At 46.6% G+C, this 15904-nt stretch carries 18 protein-coding genes; 4 read left to right on the forward strand and 14 right to left on the reverse strand.

All coding sequences use genetic code 11. The annotated features are described in order from the left end of the window. Positions 1-25: 25 nt before the first annotated feature. Both OS145_RS10220 and pomA read right to left on the reverse strand, forming a co-directional pair. Positions 26-955, reverse strand: coding sequence for a flagellar motor protein MotB (locus OS145_RS10220; protein WP_006956358.1), 930 nt, complete (start codon positions 953-955; stop codon positions 26-28). A gap of 5 nt (positions 956-960) precedes the next feature. Then, positions 961-1728, reverse strand: coding sequence for a flagellar motor protein PomA (gene pomA, locus OS145_RS10225; RefSeq protein ID WP_006956359.1), 768 nt, complete (start codon positions 1726-1728; stop codon positions 961-963). Between the two features lie 171 nt (positions 1729-1899). Here pomA and OS145_RS10230 point away from each other — a divergent pair, with 171 nt between their 5' ends. From OS145_RS10230 to dxs, 3 genes are read left to right on the forward strand one after another with little or no spacing between them, the layout of a single operon-like run. Next, a complete protein-coding gene (locus tag OS145_RS10230) occupies positions 1900-2142 on the forward strand; it encodes an exodeoxyribonuclease VII small subunit (protein ID WP_006956360.1) in 243 nt (80 codons plus the stop codon). After that, positions 2139-3026 carry a (2E,6E)-farnesyl diphosphate synthase gene (gene ispA / locus OS145_RS10235; protein ID WP_006956361.1) on the forward strand — a complete coding sequence of 296 codons (888 nt, stop codon included), beginning with the start codon at positions 2139-2141 and terminating at the stop codon, positions 3024-3026. The genes OS145_RS10230 and ispA overlap by 4 nt, the downstream gene beginning before the upstream one ends. A 14-nt stretch (positions 3027-3040) precedes the next feature. Next, a complete protein-coding gene (gene dxs, locus OS145_RS10240; protein WP_006956362.1) occupies positions 3041-4888 on the forward strand; it encodes a 1-deoxy-D-xylulose-5-phosphate synthase in 1848 nt (615 codons plus the stop codon). 14 nt (positions 4889-4902) lie between these two features. Here dxs and OS145_RS10245 read toward each other — a convergent pair whose 3' ends face one another. From OS145_RS10245 to OS145_RS10300, 12 genes are all read right to left on the reverse strand, one after another. Then, positions 4903-5397 carry a phosphatidylglycerophosphatase A family protein gene (locus OS145_RS10245; RefSeq protein ID WP_006956363.1) on the reverse strand — a complete coding sequence of 165 codons (495 nt, stop codon included), beginning with the start codon at positions 5395-5397 and terminating at the stop codon, positions 4903-4905. Between the two features lies 1 nt (position 5398). Continuing rightward, a complete protein-coding gene (gene thiL, locus OS145_RS10250) occupies positions 5399-6394 on the reverse strand; it encodes a thiamine-phosphate kinase (protein WP_006956364.1) in 996 nt (331 codons plus the stop codon). Positions 6395-6424: 30 nt separating this feature from the next. Beyond that, positions 6425-6844, reverse strand: coding sequence for a transcription antitermination factor NusB (gene nusB / locus OS145_RS10255; protein WP_006956365.1), 420 nt, complete (start codon positions 6842-6844; stop codon positions 6425-6427). 16 nt (positions 6845-6860) lie between these two features. Beyond that, positions 6861-7325 (reverse strand): 6,7-dimethyl-8-ribityllumazine synthase, encoded by a 465-nt coding sequence (gene ribH / locus OS145_RS10260; protein WP_006956366.1) that lies wholly within the window; start codon positions 7323-7325, stop codon positions 6861-6863. Positions 7326-7378: 53 nt separating this feature from the next. Further along, a complete protein-coding gene (locus OS145_RS10265) occupies positions 7379-8032 on the reverse strand; it encodes a GNAT family N-acetyltransferase (protein WP_006956367.1) in 654 nt (217 codons plus the stop codon). Then, positions 8032-8628 (reverse strand): lysophospholipid acyltransferase family protein, encoded by a 597-nt coding sequence (locus OS145_RS10270; RefSeq protein WP_040488092.1) that lies wholly within the window; start codon positions 8626-8628, stop codon positions 8032-8034. The genes OS145_RS10265 and OS145_RS10270 overlap by 1 nt, the downstream gene beginning before the upstream one ends. After that, positions 8628-9503 carry a DUF3014 domain-containing protein gene (locus tag OS145_RS10275; RefSeq protein WP_006956369.1) on the reverse strand — a complete coding sequence of 292 codons (876 nt, stop codon included), beginning with the start codon at positions 9501-9503 and terminating at the stop codon, positions 8628-8630. The genes OS145_RS10270 and OS145_RS10275 overlap by 1 nt, the downstream gene beginning before the upstream one ends. 28 nt (positions 9504-9531) lie before the next feature. Continuing rightward, a complete protein-coding gene (gene yaaA, locus OS145_RS10280; protein ID WP_006956370.1) occupies positions 9532-10314 on the reverse strand; it encodes a peroxide stress protein YaaA in 783 nt (260 codons plus the stop codon). Positions 10315-10330: 16 nt separating this feature from the next. Then, the gene (secF, locus tag OS145_RS10285) at positions 10331-11278 is read right to left on the reverse strand and encodes a protein translocase subunit SecF (RefSeq protein WP_006956371.1); all 948 of its coding nucleotides are present in this window, start codon (positions 11276-11278) and stop codon (positions 10331-10333) included. 8 nt (positions 11279-11286) lie between these two features. Then, on the reverse strand, positions 11287-13131 hold the full coding sequence (secD, locus tag OS145_RS10290) for a protein translocase subunit SecD (protein WP_006956372.1): 1845 nt from the start codon (positions 13129-13131) through the stop codon (positions 11287-11289). A 24-nt stretch (positions 13132-13155) separates the two neighbouring features. Beyond that, a complete protein-coding gene (gene yajC, locus OS145_RS10295; protein WP_006956373.1) occupies positions 13156-13491 on the reverse strand; it encodes a preprotein translocase subunit YajC in 336 nt (111 codons plus the stop codon). 135 nt (positions 13492-13626) lie between these two features. Next, the gene (locus OS145_RS10300) at positions 13627-15147 is read right to left on the reverse strand and encodes a sigma-54-dependent transcriptional regulator (protein WP_006956374.1); all 1521 of its coding nucleotides are present in this window, start codon (positions 15145-15147) and stop codon (positions 13627-13629) included. 132 nt (positions 15148-15279) lie between these two features. Between OS145_RS10300 and OS145_RS10305 the strand changes: the two genes are divergently transcribed. Next, the gene (locus OS145_RS10305; RefSeq protein WP_006956375.1) at positions 15280-15903 is read left to right on the forward strand and encodes a trimeric intracellular cation channel family protein; all 624 of its coding nucleotides are present in this window, start codon (positions 15280-15282) and stop codon (positions 15901-15903) included. Position 15904: the final 1 nt, after the last annotated feature.

Raw genomic sequence — 15904 nt, forward strand, 5'->3', positions numbered from 1 at the left:
TTTTTAACGCTGTGAGCCACCCGAGCTAGTCAATTACATCCACCGGGTCGGACTCTTTCGCCTTGCCTTGCATAATAGCGATATCAACACGTCGGTTGAGCGCACGATTAGAGGTCGAGTTGTTCGGTACAATCGGTTTTGTATCGGCATAACCCATCGTAACAAGGCGTGATTGATCGAACCCGTCTACTGAAGTCATCTCTTCAGCAACAGCGACAGCTCGTTTAGCGGATAAATCCCACTTTGAGGTGTACATCTCAGAAACTAACGGTTGATTATCGGTATGCCCCGAGATCGTTATCTCGCCAGGAATATCTTTAAGCGCTTGTGCCACTTCCCGAATGACTGGCTTAAATTGCGGCTGTAAGAACGCAGAACCCTCTGGAAACGAACCATTTTCTTTAATTCGAATAATAATTTGTTGTCCCAATTGCTCTAATTCTAATGAGCCTGCCTTGATGTTATCACTTAATTGCTCTCGGATACGCTCCATTAGCTCCTTAACTTGCTGCTCTACCGCTGGATCGGACTCGCTTCCATCAACGGCCTTCTTATCCTCCTCGCTGTCGGCTTGCTGTCCACCCCGTTCGACCTGCTTACCTCCTGCAAAGTCTGATTCCCCATCTTGAAACTCCAAGGTTTGTTGGGTCATTTCGACTGTTTGTTGCTGAATGGTCTCGATGGGCGTAGGTTCAGGACGCCCAGGCCGAAATTCCTGTGCAATAATACTTGTTCCCTTGGGTATGTCTTTTACTTCAATTTTATTCTGAACACCCAGCGCATACTTCATAGAGCCGGCAATTTGCTTGAATTTAAGAACATCCATTTCAGAGAAAGCAAGAAGCAGCACGAAGAAGCACATTAGTAGTGTCATTAAATCAGCAAAAGTCGCCATCCACATAGGAAGCCCAGGGGGCGGGCAACGGCATTCTTCTTGATCGTCTGCGGCAGCCATAGGCGCTATTCGTCCTCATTCCCTTCATTGACACGTTTGGATTCGGCGAGGTAATTACGTAGCAAGCCCTCAATAACCCGTGGGTTTTGTCCATCCTGAATTCCTAAAATAGCATCCAAAATGAGCTGCCGGTTCAGCTTTTCCTGTTCCGCTCGCAGCACCAATTTATTCGCAATGGGAATCGCAATCACGTTGGCCAAAAATGCACCATACAGTGTTGTTAGCAATGCAACCGACATCGCCGGACCAATAGCCTTGGGATCATCCATATTAGCGAGCATCGCAACCAATCCAATGAGCGTACCAATCATCCCCATTGCCGGTGCTACGTCAGCCAAAATTTTAAAAAACCGAGCCCCCTCTTCATGTCGGGTAAAACTCATGCTGATGTCTTTGCTCAAAGTGTGCTTGACCACTTCCGCGTCATGACCGTCCACCAGCATATCCACGCCTTTCCGAAAAAAAGGATTAGGAATCTCTGCCTCTTCCAGCGCTAGGAAGCCACCTTTACGCGCCGAGTCAGCCATTTCGACGGCACTATCGATAAGTTCTTGAGGGTGTTCTATTTTAAAAAAGAAAGCTTTTACTACGACTTTGCCGGTGGCAAAAAACTGTTGTAGTGGAAAGTTGGCCATAACGATAAACAGCGAGCCACCCACAACAATCAATAAAGACTGAGTGTCAATGAAAAGACCGGGGTCACCACCCAATATCATCGCGGCAACAACAAAGCCTATGGCTCCAATGATCCCAACCAGCGTTGCTATATCCACTCAGCTTCCTCCACTTCACGCGATAAATTTGGCACGTGATCAATTTTAAACATCCCACTCACTGTGGCAACCTATATTGTAAATTTAAGTAAACCACGCATTGATCATCGGCTGACAATCGAGTTTCTTTATATGATAATGAGCCTATATTGAAACTAAAGGTGACGCATTATGGCAAAGAAGGAAGACAACCTATCGTTTGAACAAGCATTGCAACAACTTGAACAGTTAGTGAATGAGCTTGAGCAAGGCGACCTTCCATTGGAGACGTCATTAGAAAAGTTTGAACAAGCGGTAAAGCTATCACGTTTAAGCCAAGCGCAGTTGCAGTCAGCAGAACAAAAGGTTTCAACGTTACTAGAAAAAAACGGCGAACAGGTGCTGAGTGAACAGCACAGTGAGGCGCGCGAGTGAATATTAAGCAGTTTACAGCCGAGGTCCGTAGTGCCGTCGATAACCGATTAAACCAACTGATCGAATCACACATTGCTTCTAGTTCACTTAAAGAAGCCATGGCATACGGCGTCTTACTTGGCGGCAAGCGTATCCGTCCCTACTTAACGATGGCTGTGGCCGAATTATGTGGGGCTGAAACTAACGATGCTTTGGACGCGGCTTGTGCCGTAGAATTGATCCACGCGTACTCATTAATTCATGATGACTTACCGGCGATGGACGACGATGAACTACGCCGAGGTCATCCCACGTGTCACATTAAGTTCGGTGAAGCGACAGCCGTATTAGCCGGTGATGCGCTGCAAACACTCGCTTTTGAGGTATTAAGCACCAACTTAGAGACTAAACTTTCCTCTCAACGACGTATCGCAATGATCCAGCATTTGGCCAGCGCCAGTGGTGCTAAAGGTATGTGTTTTGGACAGGCGCTGGATTTAGATGCCACCGGGCGCGCCATTGATGAGCTTGAACTTGAAAAGATACATCGTCACAAAACCGGTGCTTTAATACGTGCCTCTGCGGCACTTGGAGTGCTTGCAGGTAACGACGAAAGCCAACAATACTTAGATCACTTTTGTGATTTCGCCAGCTGGATTGGACTTGCTTATCAAGTTTACGACGATATTCTTGACGTCGTCGGAAACACTGAAGTTATGGGTAAGCCACAAGGTTCAGATGAAGCCCACCACAAGGCGACTTACGTTGCGCTACTGGGGCTTGACGGAGCCAGTGAAAAACTGCTGTCATTGCATCAACAAGCACTACTGTCACTCAACAAGATCCCGTACAATACCCAAAAACTAGAAACATTTTCAGAGATCTTGCTGAAGCGCGATCACTAAGTAATACGAGACCTATGACCAAATTATTAGACGGTATTGAATACCCAACAGATCTACGCAAGCTGCCTACACATCAATTAAACGCGCTCTGTGAGGAAGTACGCGCCTACTTACTGGACTCTGTCAGTCGCAGTAGTGGTCACTTAGCATCAGGGCTGGGTACAGTTGAACTGACCGTCGCTCTGCACTACGTCTACAACACACCAAAAGATAAGCTAGTTTGGGACGTTGGTCATCAAGCCTATCCCCATAAGATTTTAACAGGACGAAAAAAGGCGCTGCATACAATCAGACAGAAAGATGGTTTGCACCCATTCCCATGGCGGGAAGAAAGTGAGTATGACGTTTTGTCTGTTGGTCACTCCAGTACCTCAATCTCAGCAGCATTAGGTATGGCGGTTGCCGCCCAGCGCAGTGGTTCTAACGAAAAGGTCGTCTCAATTATTGGTGACGGTGCAATGACAGCCGGCATGGTGTTTGAAGCGATGAACCATGCAGGCGATATTAAGCCTGACATGTTAGTGGTACTAAATGATAACGACATGTCGATTTCTGAGAACGTAGGTGCCTTGAATCAGCATTTCGCGCGTCTTTTGTCGGGGCGTTTCTATACCAAAATACGTGAGCAAGGCAAAAAACTGCTTAAGCCGTTACCGCCCATCCATCACTTAGCTAGCCGTGCTGAAGAGCATATGAAAGGTATGATGGCACCCGGTACTATCTTTGAAGAGCTCGGATTTAATTATATTGGTCCCATTGATGGGCACGATGTGGACACCTTAGTTGAAACGCTGCGTAATATGAAGCACTTACGCGGTCCACAGCTGCTTCACGTAGTCACGCAAAAGGGAAAAGGCTATCGGCCTGCAGAAGCCGATCCTATCGGTTATCATGGCGTGCCTAAATTTGATCCGTCGCTGTCCAAGCTACCGGCGAAAAAGCCCGGAATCCCAAGTTACTCAGAGGTGTTCGGTGATTGGTTGTGTGATCACGCACAAGACGATGCCAAGTTAATGGCCATTACCCCTGCAATGCGAGAGGGGTCGGGAATGGTCAAATTCTCAAAACTTTATCCCGAGCAATATTTTGATGTCGCTATCGCCGAGCAGCACAGCGTAACTTATGCGGCTGGGCTCGCCATTGCTGGTCTTAAACCTGTTGTGGCTATTTATTCAACCTTTTTGCAGCGCGCCTATGATCAAGTCATTCATGATGTTGCGTTACAAAATCTCGATGTATTGTTCGCTATTGATCGCGCAGGTATTGTTGGTGCAGACGGACCTACTCACCAAGGTGCATTTGACTTAAGTTACCTCCGTTGCATTCCAAATATGGTCGTTATGACACCCAGTAACGAACAGGAGTGTCGCGATATGCTTTACACTGGCTATTGCCATCAGGGGCCTGCTGCAGTCCGCTATCCCCGTGGTAGCGGTACCGGTGTCACATTACGAGAACACGATAAGTTACTTACGTTAGGTGAAGCAAACATCATACGTCAGGGTAACGACGTTGCGATCCTAAACTTTGGCACGCTGCTACCCGAGGCTATCGCGGTCGCCGAAGATATCAATGCAACAGTAGTCGATATGCGCTTTGTGAAGCCACTTGATAAGCAAGTCGCGATTGATTGCGCTCGTCGCCATCAGCTTGTTGTAACGCTTGAAGAAAATGCCATCGCAGGTGGTGCAGGTAGTGCCGTAAACGAAGCACTGGCGAATTCAGGAATCAATACTCAAGTTCTAAACATTGGTTTACCTGATGAGTTTATAAAGCACGGTAGTCAAGATGAGGTTAAACAAGAAATTGGACTGAACGCTACGGCGATTAAGTCGCGTATACAAGACTATTTAAACAGCTAACAGGCGCCACGCGCCTACAGAAACCAGTCATGACCGATTGTTGTCGCAAGTATCAGTTGTAAAACGAGGTTGCTCGCGATCCCCGCAAGCACGTCATCTAACATAATACCTGTTCCGCCATGCAGGCGTTTGTCCAACCAGCTAATTGGCCATGGTTTGAGAATGTCGAATACGCGAAAGACCAAAAAGCCGACCATAAGTAAAGCCCAGTTAGCTGGCATGGCCCACATGGTAAACATCAAGCCGACGAACTCATCCCAAACAATTGCTGGATGATCGTGTACACCCATTTTATCGGCCGCACTGCGACAAATATAGATGCCTAGCAGGGTGCTAAGCGCGACAAACAGGCTATAGCTAGTGATGTCTAACCAAAGCATACCGTAGACCAATGGAACAGCAGCCAACGTGCCGAACGTGCCTGGTGCCTTTGGTGCTAGTCCAGAGCCAAATCCAAGAGCAAGTAAATCAACTGGATTCGCAAGTGAAAGCCCAGGAAATCGGCGCATATTAGGACGCTCCAAAATGGTTGTAACCCAATTCAATTTTAGGGAGTTCCCACGGCTCGCCTTGGTAAGTCATTCTCACCTGACGTGTCTCATCCTTTACCATTCGACCGATACAAATAGGTTTGTCTTTTAGATGTGACGTGATGGTTTCAAGTCGTCCGCGATTCTGCTCTGGTACAGTAAACAAAAGTTCATAGTCATCACCCGCAGTTAACGCCAATGAAAACGCCTCATCCAAGTCGAGAGTTTCAGTTAAAGCCATCGATAAAGGCAATTTATCAAGCTCTAACTGAACGCCCATTTGAGCGTTTGTAGGCAACAAATGAGACAAGTCTGCCAATAGCCCGTCTGAAACATCGATGCAACTATTAGCAACACCACGTAATAGCTGCCCTAAAGCGACCCTCGGAGTGGGATAGTGCAATCGATTAATTAATGACTGTAAATGGCGATGAGTTGCCGACAATTCACCTTGTAATAACCGCAATGCTAAACCCGCATCACCTAACGAGCCACTCACGTACAGCCAATCTCCAGCCCGCGCTTGATCGCGTCTAATCGCCGTACCGCTGGGCACAACGCCTTGAGCAGTATAAGTCAACGTTAAAGGACCACGCGTTGTATCACCACCTATCAGATCACACTCATAGTAGTTTGAGATCTCTTTTAAGCCTTCGCTAAAATCGTGCAGCCAATCAGTATCAACTCGCGGTAAAGTCAGTGCCAGACTTCCCCAACTCGGCACTGCCCCCATCGCCGCTAAATCACTTAAGTTCACGGCGACTAATTTGTGTCCAATTGCACGTGGGGGGGTATTTTTATCAAAATGAACGCCCTCGACCATGGTATCCGTCACAGTAACGAGTTGATGATCTTCAGGCACTTCTGTCACAGCGCCGTCATCTCCTACGCCAACGATGACATCGCCACGATAAGATTCAGCTTTAAAGTAGTGTTCAATCAGATTGAATTCGTCGAGTTTTGGAGTCTGTGTCATAAGGGAGAAGAGCGGCGCACCGCTCTTTTATTATTGGCGGGCAGGTCTTAATGCATCGACAGCTTTGTCGAGTACACCATTCACAAAGCGGTGGCTATCATCAGCACCGAACGACTTGGCTAATTCGATAGCTTCATTAATTGCTACTTTATAGGGTACATCGTAACGTTCACGTAGCTCATACGCAGCGATACGTAGGACCGCAAGCTCTACCGGATCCAATTCGCTGATCGGTCGATCAAGATAGGGTGCTATCGCTTCATCTAGGCTTTTATAGAACGCACCCACTCCTCGAAGCAACTCCAGAAAGTAATCCACATCAACTTTACTGGTGTCATTGTCGGTTAGAAACTGTGCTTCTATCTCATTAAATGTATTTTGCGATAACTGCCACGAGTAGACCGCTTGTACTGCAAGCTTTCTCGCTTTTCTGCGTGCTGCTGGTTTCATTCTTAATGCGTTCCTGTTAAATCTTATCCAAGACGTTAACCATCTCTAACGCACTCAATGCTGCTTCAGAGCCTTTATTACCGGCTTTTGAACCGCTGCGCTCGATGGCTTGTTCCAGCGTGTCAGTGGTAATAATACCGAACGCCACTGGTAGACCAAATTCCATAGCAACTCGGCCTAAGCCGCTATTACTTTCTCCAGCGACAAAATCAAAGTGCGGTGTTCCACCTCGAATAACTGCGCCGACCGCAATAATCGCATCAAACTTATCCGATTCTGCGAGTCGCTTCGCGGTTACTGGGATTTCGTAAGCACCCGGCACTCTAACCACGGTAATATCGTCATCTGCGACCTGACCATATTGCTTTAGTGTCTGCACAGCGCCCTGAAGGAGGCTTTCAACGACAAAGTGATTAAAACGAGAGACGATAATAGCAAACTTTTTGCCTGGTGCGTTTATGCCACCCTCAATGATATGCATGCTTGGAATTCCTTGTGATCTCAATAATGCGCAAATAATACCATATTTTAACGTTATTTTCGGGCTAACGTATAAGAATAAAATACTTCATGTGTATCCCTATTCATCGCCACCTTTCGTGCTGCGCTATTATCCAATACAGCGAGCGCCGATTGGTTTGACTCAGAAACAGGGAATAGCACTTGACCCCAGGGCCAGCCAGCTCTTAACCAGTCGGTCGTCAGCGCAAACAAATCATTATGTAGGTTATCGGCGACTGCCTTTTTCCCTAACCACCACGTCACTTCCGCTTGAATATTGCTGGTATCAAGCGCAGCACCATTACCACGCTCTGCTGAAACTGGAGCAAAGTACACCATGCCAACCACTTTGTTCCGCTTTTTATCAGTGACGACAAAGCTAAAGCCATTTTTTTGCTTCATCTGCTTTAGCAGATGTTGCACCATCGATGCGTTCTGTTCTTCCGACGTTTTACTACTGGGCCAGCTCCATCCAAGCTGATGATACAACCAAGCTTGAGAGTCCATGTAAGCGCGATAGATAGCACTGGCATCATCAGCTTTAAGTGCTGTTATTTCGAGTCGAGAGGACTCAATACGCTGCCCCATTGACCAATCGTCTTGCCAAAACTCGGCTGCGCCGAGGTTTTCACTCAGCGCAAGAGCGAACACAGTCCAAAAAATGATACAAAGACGCCGAACGACCATTACGCACGCTTACCCTGTGCATGAGCGAAAAACGACTTTACACGTTCCAACTCACGTTCGATTTCGCCATTAATCATCATCGCAGGGCCTATATCAATTGCTTTACGAGCAAAGTCCATCGCAACGGGCACAACCGGTACATTTGCCTGCTTTGCAATATGCAAAAAACCTGACTTCCATTGCTTCACTTTTTTGCGAGTGCCCTCGGGCGTGATCACTAAAACTAATTCGTGCTTGGTCTTAAACTCTTCAACCATTTTACCAACGACACCATTCGCGGCAGAACGATCAATCGGGATGCCTCCTAATTTGAGCATTAAACGCTTAATAGGGAACCGGAACAAACTCGCTTTCCCCAAATAGTTCAGCTTTAAGCCCATTGCGAGCATCACAAACACGCCAACAGGGAAATCCCAATTTGAAGTATGCGGCGCAATGGGGATAATTGCCTGACGGCTATTTGGCATGGAACCATTAATTTTCCATCCCCCCATTAATCGCATCCCCACTCGCCCTATCCAACGCGAAAAGCGATTCCCCTGTGACGGGAAATCGCCCTCTAAATTATTAGGTATTGAATCTTGATTTTCTGTCATTAATTCTCTCGAAACGCTGCTTTTACTTCTCTTAACTTAGCCTTGATTCGTTCAATATTGTTCGGTCCCATGCGCAATAGCTGCTTCTGTGCTGGCGGTAAGGCCTCAAGCGACGAATCGTGATACGTGTACATGACACTGTCATCGTCGACTTGCACCAAAGACTCTGGCACGGGTGTTTCTAACAAGACATTAATCGCTTCTATAATCGCATTTTTGAACTCACTGTCAGGGTAACCGATTTCACCGTATGCCTCTTGAAGCAACGGTTTAAACAACTCGTAGTTATCCACTAATGCATTGGCATCCAGGCTGGTAAACCAGTCGACGATAGGATCGTAACGTTGATAGCTTTGCTCATCAATATACAAGTCGCCCTCGACTTCAATCACTGAGAACCGGCCATCTGGGCGCTGCACTACGGTTCTGTCAGTCACCAACATGCCATTTCTTAGGTTATCGATAATAACCACAGCGTCTTTAATCAGTTGCGAGCTCTTCAGTGGCTGTATCTCTATGCCACTATTATCCAATTCTTGCAGCACTGTCGGGGTGCTCTCGTTGAGATCAGGTAGCGTGATAGCCGGTTCTGGCTCTTCCACCACCTCGGTGGTCGGCTCTGGCGTCGCTGCTGGTTCAGGATCTGGTTCTGGCTGCGGCTGTGGCTCAGGCTCTTTCGGTTCGACCGCAGGCGCCTCTTCAGGCTGCTTTGGCAAATCCATCGACTGTGTCTGTTTTGCCTCGTTGTTATTTGAGCCACTTAACATCCACCAACTAACGCCACCAATAATAATAGCGACAATAATAACCGCAACGACCCAGCGAGCGGTGTTGCTACTGCTTTCTTTATCAGGATAATTATCTTGTTCTGCCATGCCCTGCGGTCCTCATTGTTGCAATAGATTAAGGTCGTTCGCTTTCAGCGCGCTTGAATACAAGTTCTTTTTCGTTAGATTCAGATTCTGAAAAACGATAACCCGCATAGTCAAACGCTTTTAAATCAGACACATTTTCAGGCTTTTGGTTCACCATAAAGCGCGCCATTAACCCTCGTGCTTTCTTCGCATAAAAACTAATGACCTTAAACTGGCCGTTTTTTTCATCCTTAAACACTGGCGTAATGAGCTGAGCGTTCAATGCCTTTTTGTTGACTGATGAAAAGTACTCGTTAGAAGCCAAGTTGACCAATACATCGCTGCCCGTTTGCTTCAAATCCGCATTGAGCATTTCAGTAATTTGGTCACCCCAAAACTCATAAAGATTTTTACCGCGCTGATTATCGAGCTTAGTCCCCATCTCGAGACGATAAGGCTGCATCAAATCAAGCGGCCTTAGCAAGCCGTATAATCCCGACAAAATTCTAAGTTGCTGTTGCGCTGATCGCACTTCTTCGTGAGTCATTGATTCAGCATCTAAGCCCGCATAAACATCACCATTAAATGCGTAAATAGCGGGTCGTGCATTATCTTCATTAAATGGACGGGTCCACTCAGTAAATCGAGCCGCATTTAAACCCGCCAATTTGTCACTGATCTTCATCAGCGATCCAAGCTGCTGTGGAGTCAGCTCACGGCAACGTTGAACCAGTATTTCAGCCTCATCAAGCAACCGAGGTTGCGTTGCTTCTACCGCAAGATGTTCGGATTCATAATCTAAATTCTTGGCCGGCGAAAGTACCGCGAGCATATTAATCTCCTATGAACTATTGCAGCGGATCTTGATCCGCACCTTCTTTTTCGACTTCTGTTGGCATCAGATCGTCACGGCTAACACCTAACGATAACGCTACGCTGCTTGCTACGAAAATTGACGAATAAGTACCGACAAATACACCAAATAATAGCGCAGTGGCAAAGCCATGGATCAACTGTCCACCAACAAAGAACAGCGCCAACAACACTAAAATAGTGGTTAATGACGTAATCAACGTACGGCTCATGGTATCCGTTAACGCTCGGTTAATAACCTGCGTTGGTGTCAACTTAGCGTACTTACGGAACGTCTCACGTACGCGATCCGAGACAACCACAGTATCGTTAATTGAGTAACCTATCACCGCAAGAAGTGCCGCCAACACGGTTAAGTCAAACTCGAGACCCAAAGCCGAGAACAAACCCAGCGTTAAAATAACATCGTGCGCGAGTGCTGAAACAGCACCAACAGCCAAACGCCATTCGAAACGCATTGCGATGTATATCAAGATACATATCAACGCGGTCAGCATCGCTAACCCGCCCTGTTCGACAAATTCGTCACCCACGTTAGGTCCCACAAATTCGATCCGACGCATTTCGATGGAATTATCAATTCCTTCACGCAGGGTCGTTAAAATTTGTGTTCCCAGCTCCTCCGCTTTTACACCCTCTCTAGGTGCCAATCGGATCAATAAATCTTGCTGGGTGCCGTAATTCTGCACCACGGCATCATCAAACCCACCGGCTTCAAGCGTACTGCGAACCTGATCAAGCTCAGCCGCTTGTGGGAAACCGACTTCAATAAGCGTTCCGCCAGTAAAGTCTAAGCCAAAGTTAAGTTTGTTTACCGATAACGAAACAATTGACGCGATAAGGAGCAAGCCACTGATGAGCGCAAATACTCCACGGAAGCGCATGAATCCTATGCGTTCTTTTGTTTTAATAAACTGTCTCATCATTCACCCTAAATTGATAACTTGCTTAAACGCTTACCACCCCATACGGAGTTCACTATCGCTCGCGTGCCTACTATTGCAGTAAACATCGAAGTGATAATACCGATCGCCAATGTAATCGCGAATCCTTTAACCGGGCCATTACCTACGGCAAAGAGGATAATCGCAGCGATCAACGTGGTAATGTTCGCATCAGCGATGGTCGACAAGGCACTATCATAACCATGATGAATCGCTTGTTGCGGACTTCGCTTAGCGCGTATTTCCTCGCGAATACGTTCGAATATCAGCACGTTAGCATCGACCGCCATACCGACTGTCAGAACGATACCTGCCATACCAGGAAGAGTGAGCGTTGCACCCGGTATCATCGACATAACACCAATGATAAGCACGATATTAGCTGCCAAAGCCATGTCAGCAACAAGACCAAACTTACGGTAATAGATAACCATAAATAGGAGCACTAACACCAAGCCCCAAATAATCGCTTGAGTACCTGCATCGATATTTTGTTGACCTAAACTCGGACCCACTGTCCGTTCTTCAACAATTTGAATCGGCGCAATCAACGCACCCGCACGGAGCAAGAGTGAAAGGTTTTGCGCTTCTTGCGGACCTACACCGGTGATACGGAAGCTGCTACCTAAACGAGATTGAATTGTTGCCACACTGACGACTTCTGCTTTCTTATTAAATTGCAGATTACCCTCAGCATCGCGTTCGCCAGTTGATTCATACTCCATGAATACCGTAGCCATTGGTTTGCCGACATTGTCTTTGGTCGCCAATGACATCTTGTCACCGCCAACACCATCCAACTCGATATTTACCTGAGGACGATTATATTCGTCGTAACCAACGCCCGCATTAACAATATGGTCGCCTGTTAGAATCACATCCTCTTTTAACAGCTGTGGACCGCCGTTACGCGAAGGGAGTAACTCACTACCAAACGGTACTCGACCATTGACTGCATCTCGTACATCATTTTCGGTATCTACCATGCGAAACTCGAGCGTCGCTGTCGCACCCAAAATTTCTTTAGCACGCGCTGTATCCTGCACGCCCGGCAATTCCACGACAATGCGATTTGCGCCTTGACGCTGGATAACAGGCTCCGCAACACCAAGCTCGTTAACCCGGTTACGCATGATAGTAATATTTTGCGACACCGCATAATCACGCGTTTCCGCGAGTTTTTGCTCGGTCATTCGCATGGTTACAGTATTGGTTTCTGCATCGACAACCATTTGATAGCCTTGATAACGACCATCTAAATACTGCTCTGCCTGTTGAAAGTCTTCATCTGAACGAAGCTCAACGTTAATGGCATTATCTTCAACGCTTACGTTAGTGTAACGAATACGCTCCTCGCGCAAAGAGCTACGAATAGTATCTTTCATACCATCTAAGATCTTGCGCATGGCTTCGTTCATATCGATTTCCATCAAGAAATGAACGCCACCACGTAAATCTAGGCCCAATTTCATGGGCTCAGCACCAATACTTTTCAGCCAACTCGGCGTTGCTGGTGCCAAGTTAAGGGCTACAATATAGTGATCACCTAAGCGCTTATTGAGGGCTTCACGCGCTTGTAGTTGCTCTTTATCGGAGCTCAGTCGTACGAGTACTTGTTCTTGCTCAAGCGCAATCGATTTAGGTGAAATGTCTTCTGACTTCAGCGTTTCGCGAACTAGATCAAGCGTTGCGGCATCTACTGTTGCTTGACGATCTGCGGAAATTTGTACTGCGGGATCTTCGCCGTAAATGTTAGGCAGCGCATACAGCGCTGCCAACAAAATAACGAAAATAACGAGCAGGTTTTTCCACAACGGGTATTTATTTAACACGTCGTGCCTACCTTACATTTTCTATTAGAGAGACTTCATTGTACCTTTAGGAAGAACAGAGGTTACAGCTGCTTTTTGTACTGTCACTTCCATTTCTTCACTCAGCGCGATGACGATAAAATCTTTGTCATCGCTCACTTTAGTAATTTTGCCAACCATGCCGCCTTGAGTGAGTACTTCGTCACCCTTGCTCAGCGAACCAATGAGCTCTTTATGCTGCTTCATACGCTTCGCTTGTGGACGATAAATCAGAAAGTAAAATACCAAACCGAATAATAGCAGCATGATGATCAATTCCATGCCGCCACCTTGAGCAGCTGCACCATCTTGCGCGTACGCAGGGCTAATAAAAAAACTCATAATGTTTCCTCAATTGATGTTGCTTTATAATATTTTAACGCCACCCATTTCAGATGAGGGCTGATTTCTTAATTGCAAGTGCTGACCGCACAGTTTATCGGATTTTCGCCGTGTTTAATATGCCTAACTTTCAACCTATATTGCTAAACCCATCGCTTTAAGCCGACGCCTCAAACCTACTTGGGATACTTTCAATGCCCACATCATTTTTTCTGTGTCACCATTGTACCGTTCATAGTGCTCTCGAATCGTCACCTCATCTAAATCCTGCGCTGTTTGAATTCCATCGAAGCGCTGAATAAGCTGATAAACAGAGGCTCGGGATATGTTCAGTTCCCGTGCAGTTGCTTGCAACTCAAAGCGGTTATTCTGTAAAGACTCGATGAGTTCATCTTTGCTGACACTGTTAGGCTTACGCGATTTTGTCACTTTTTTGCTGCTGGTTTGCGCTGCTGATTCTTGTTTGTTTGCAAGAATATTAATCAGCTGCGGATCCAAATAAAGGCTCTCTTTATCACGGCTATCAATGACAATCTGTCGCGCAACGTTACGCAGTTGTCGCACATTCCCAGGCCAATTAAACATTAACAACTGTACGACTAAGTCAGTAGGGACCTCGGCTGTCATCGCCTTCTCCGCATGAACGCGCGCCCACTGTTCAGCGACAAAGTGATAAAATAACAAACCGATGTCTTCTCGCCGGTCGACCAGGTTCGGAACAAAGAACTGATAAGCTGACAACAAATTATTTAATCGCCACAAGACCGAGCTTTTATTTTCTGGACAGTTGTCGTAAGTACTTGTCAGCATGAATCGACACTTTAGGGCGACCGAGTTCGCATCATTTACTGCCAATACTTTCTGGGCTTTAAACGCCTTAAATATCAGTTCATGGACTTTTTCTGAGGCGTCCTCTAAGTCTTCTAACAGTATCGTTCCACTGCCTGCTTGCTCCAACCAGCCTCTTTTTCTCTGACCATTGCGAACCACGCCAAATAGCTCTTCTTCGGCAACCGCATCATGTATCGCGGCGACATTCACTGAAATGAACGGTTCATTGGCTTGATCACTGTACTCGTGAATACTGCGTGCAACGTGCTCTTTACCAACACCTGCCGCTCCTCGAATCATGACCGGTAGGCTGAGTCGTGCAATATTTTTTGCTTTATCTCTCACCGCCGCAATATCGGGACTAATACCTAAAATCATGTTGTCATCAGGAACAATCATGTGTTGCAGAGGTAAAAACTTTAAAATGAGTACGACCTTCTGACTCAAGGTCAAAATAACGCCCTCATGCATATCGTCGGCCGTTAACAGGTACTCTTGCTGAAGCGAACGGCCTGGGATCGAAACTTCCGTACTCGTACTGTGAGCGCGAACACGGAACAACTCATCAGAGTCTTTTTGAATGATTAGAGGTGAGCGGCTGATGTGTTGATCAGCCAGCGGTTTACCTGCATATCCGCTTTTTGAGAATTCAGGACGATTACGACTAACATAGCCACGACCCTCACGATCTAAGTCGAGTAATGGCGCGACTTCTCCCACTCGGTTGAGATTTGGGTGAAGCGCAATTACCAACATAGGAACCGCAGCTTGCTGCTTATCCAACGAGTCATCAACATGTTGTGTTTTAATATCGGATATATCCATAGCTTGCTAGTCCTTAAGCATTCTCGTCGTCAACTACAATATAATACTGTGGTGACCTAAAAACTGCTACATTTCTCGTCCCATCTATGGCACTGTTGGCTTTATTTTATCTGCGAAAGCGCCAAGACTAAAATGTCCTCAATTGATCTCTTATTTTACCTTACCGACTTAACAGGTGTCGCGGTATTTGCGGTAGCAGGTACATTACTTGCGTTCCGTAAAAAAATGGACGGCTTTGGCGTTATCATTCTCGCCTCCGCAACCGCCATTGGTGGGGGCACAACGCGCGACCTGATTTTAGGCCTTCCGGTGTTTTGGACACACGACCCAACTTACATTTACGTCATTATCGCGGCCGCCTTGCTTACTATCATTTGGCTAAGATTTAAGTCTTATATTCCTATCAATACATTATTAGTGGCCGATGCTTTTGGTTTAGCATTTTTCGCGACCATGGGCGCACAGAAGACCCTCGCAGCCGGCTTTACGCCCTTTATCGCTGTTATTATGGGAACCGTATCAGCGTGCTTTGGCGGCATGTTACGAGATGTGCTCGCTCGTGATGTTCCCATGGTATTAAAAAGTGAACTCTATGCAACGACATGCATCATAGGCGCTACAATTTATACAGTGCTTGTTCCCTACTTCCCTGTAACCGCATTAGTGGCGAGTATGCTGGTAACCTTAGTCGTCCGACTCGGGGCTATCAAATACCAGTGGTCGCTCCCCGTATTTAAAGAGTATGAGCACCACTAGC

Origin of the sequence: Idiomarina baltica OS145 (assembly GCF_000152885.1) — a bacterium.
GTDB lineage: Bacteria > Pseudomonadota > Gammaproteobacteria > Enterobacterales > Alteromonadaceae > Idiomarina > Idiomarina baltica.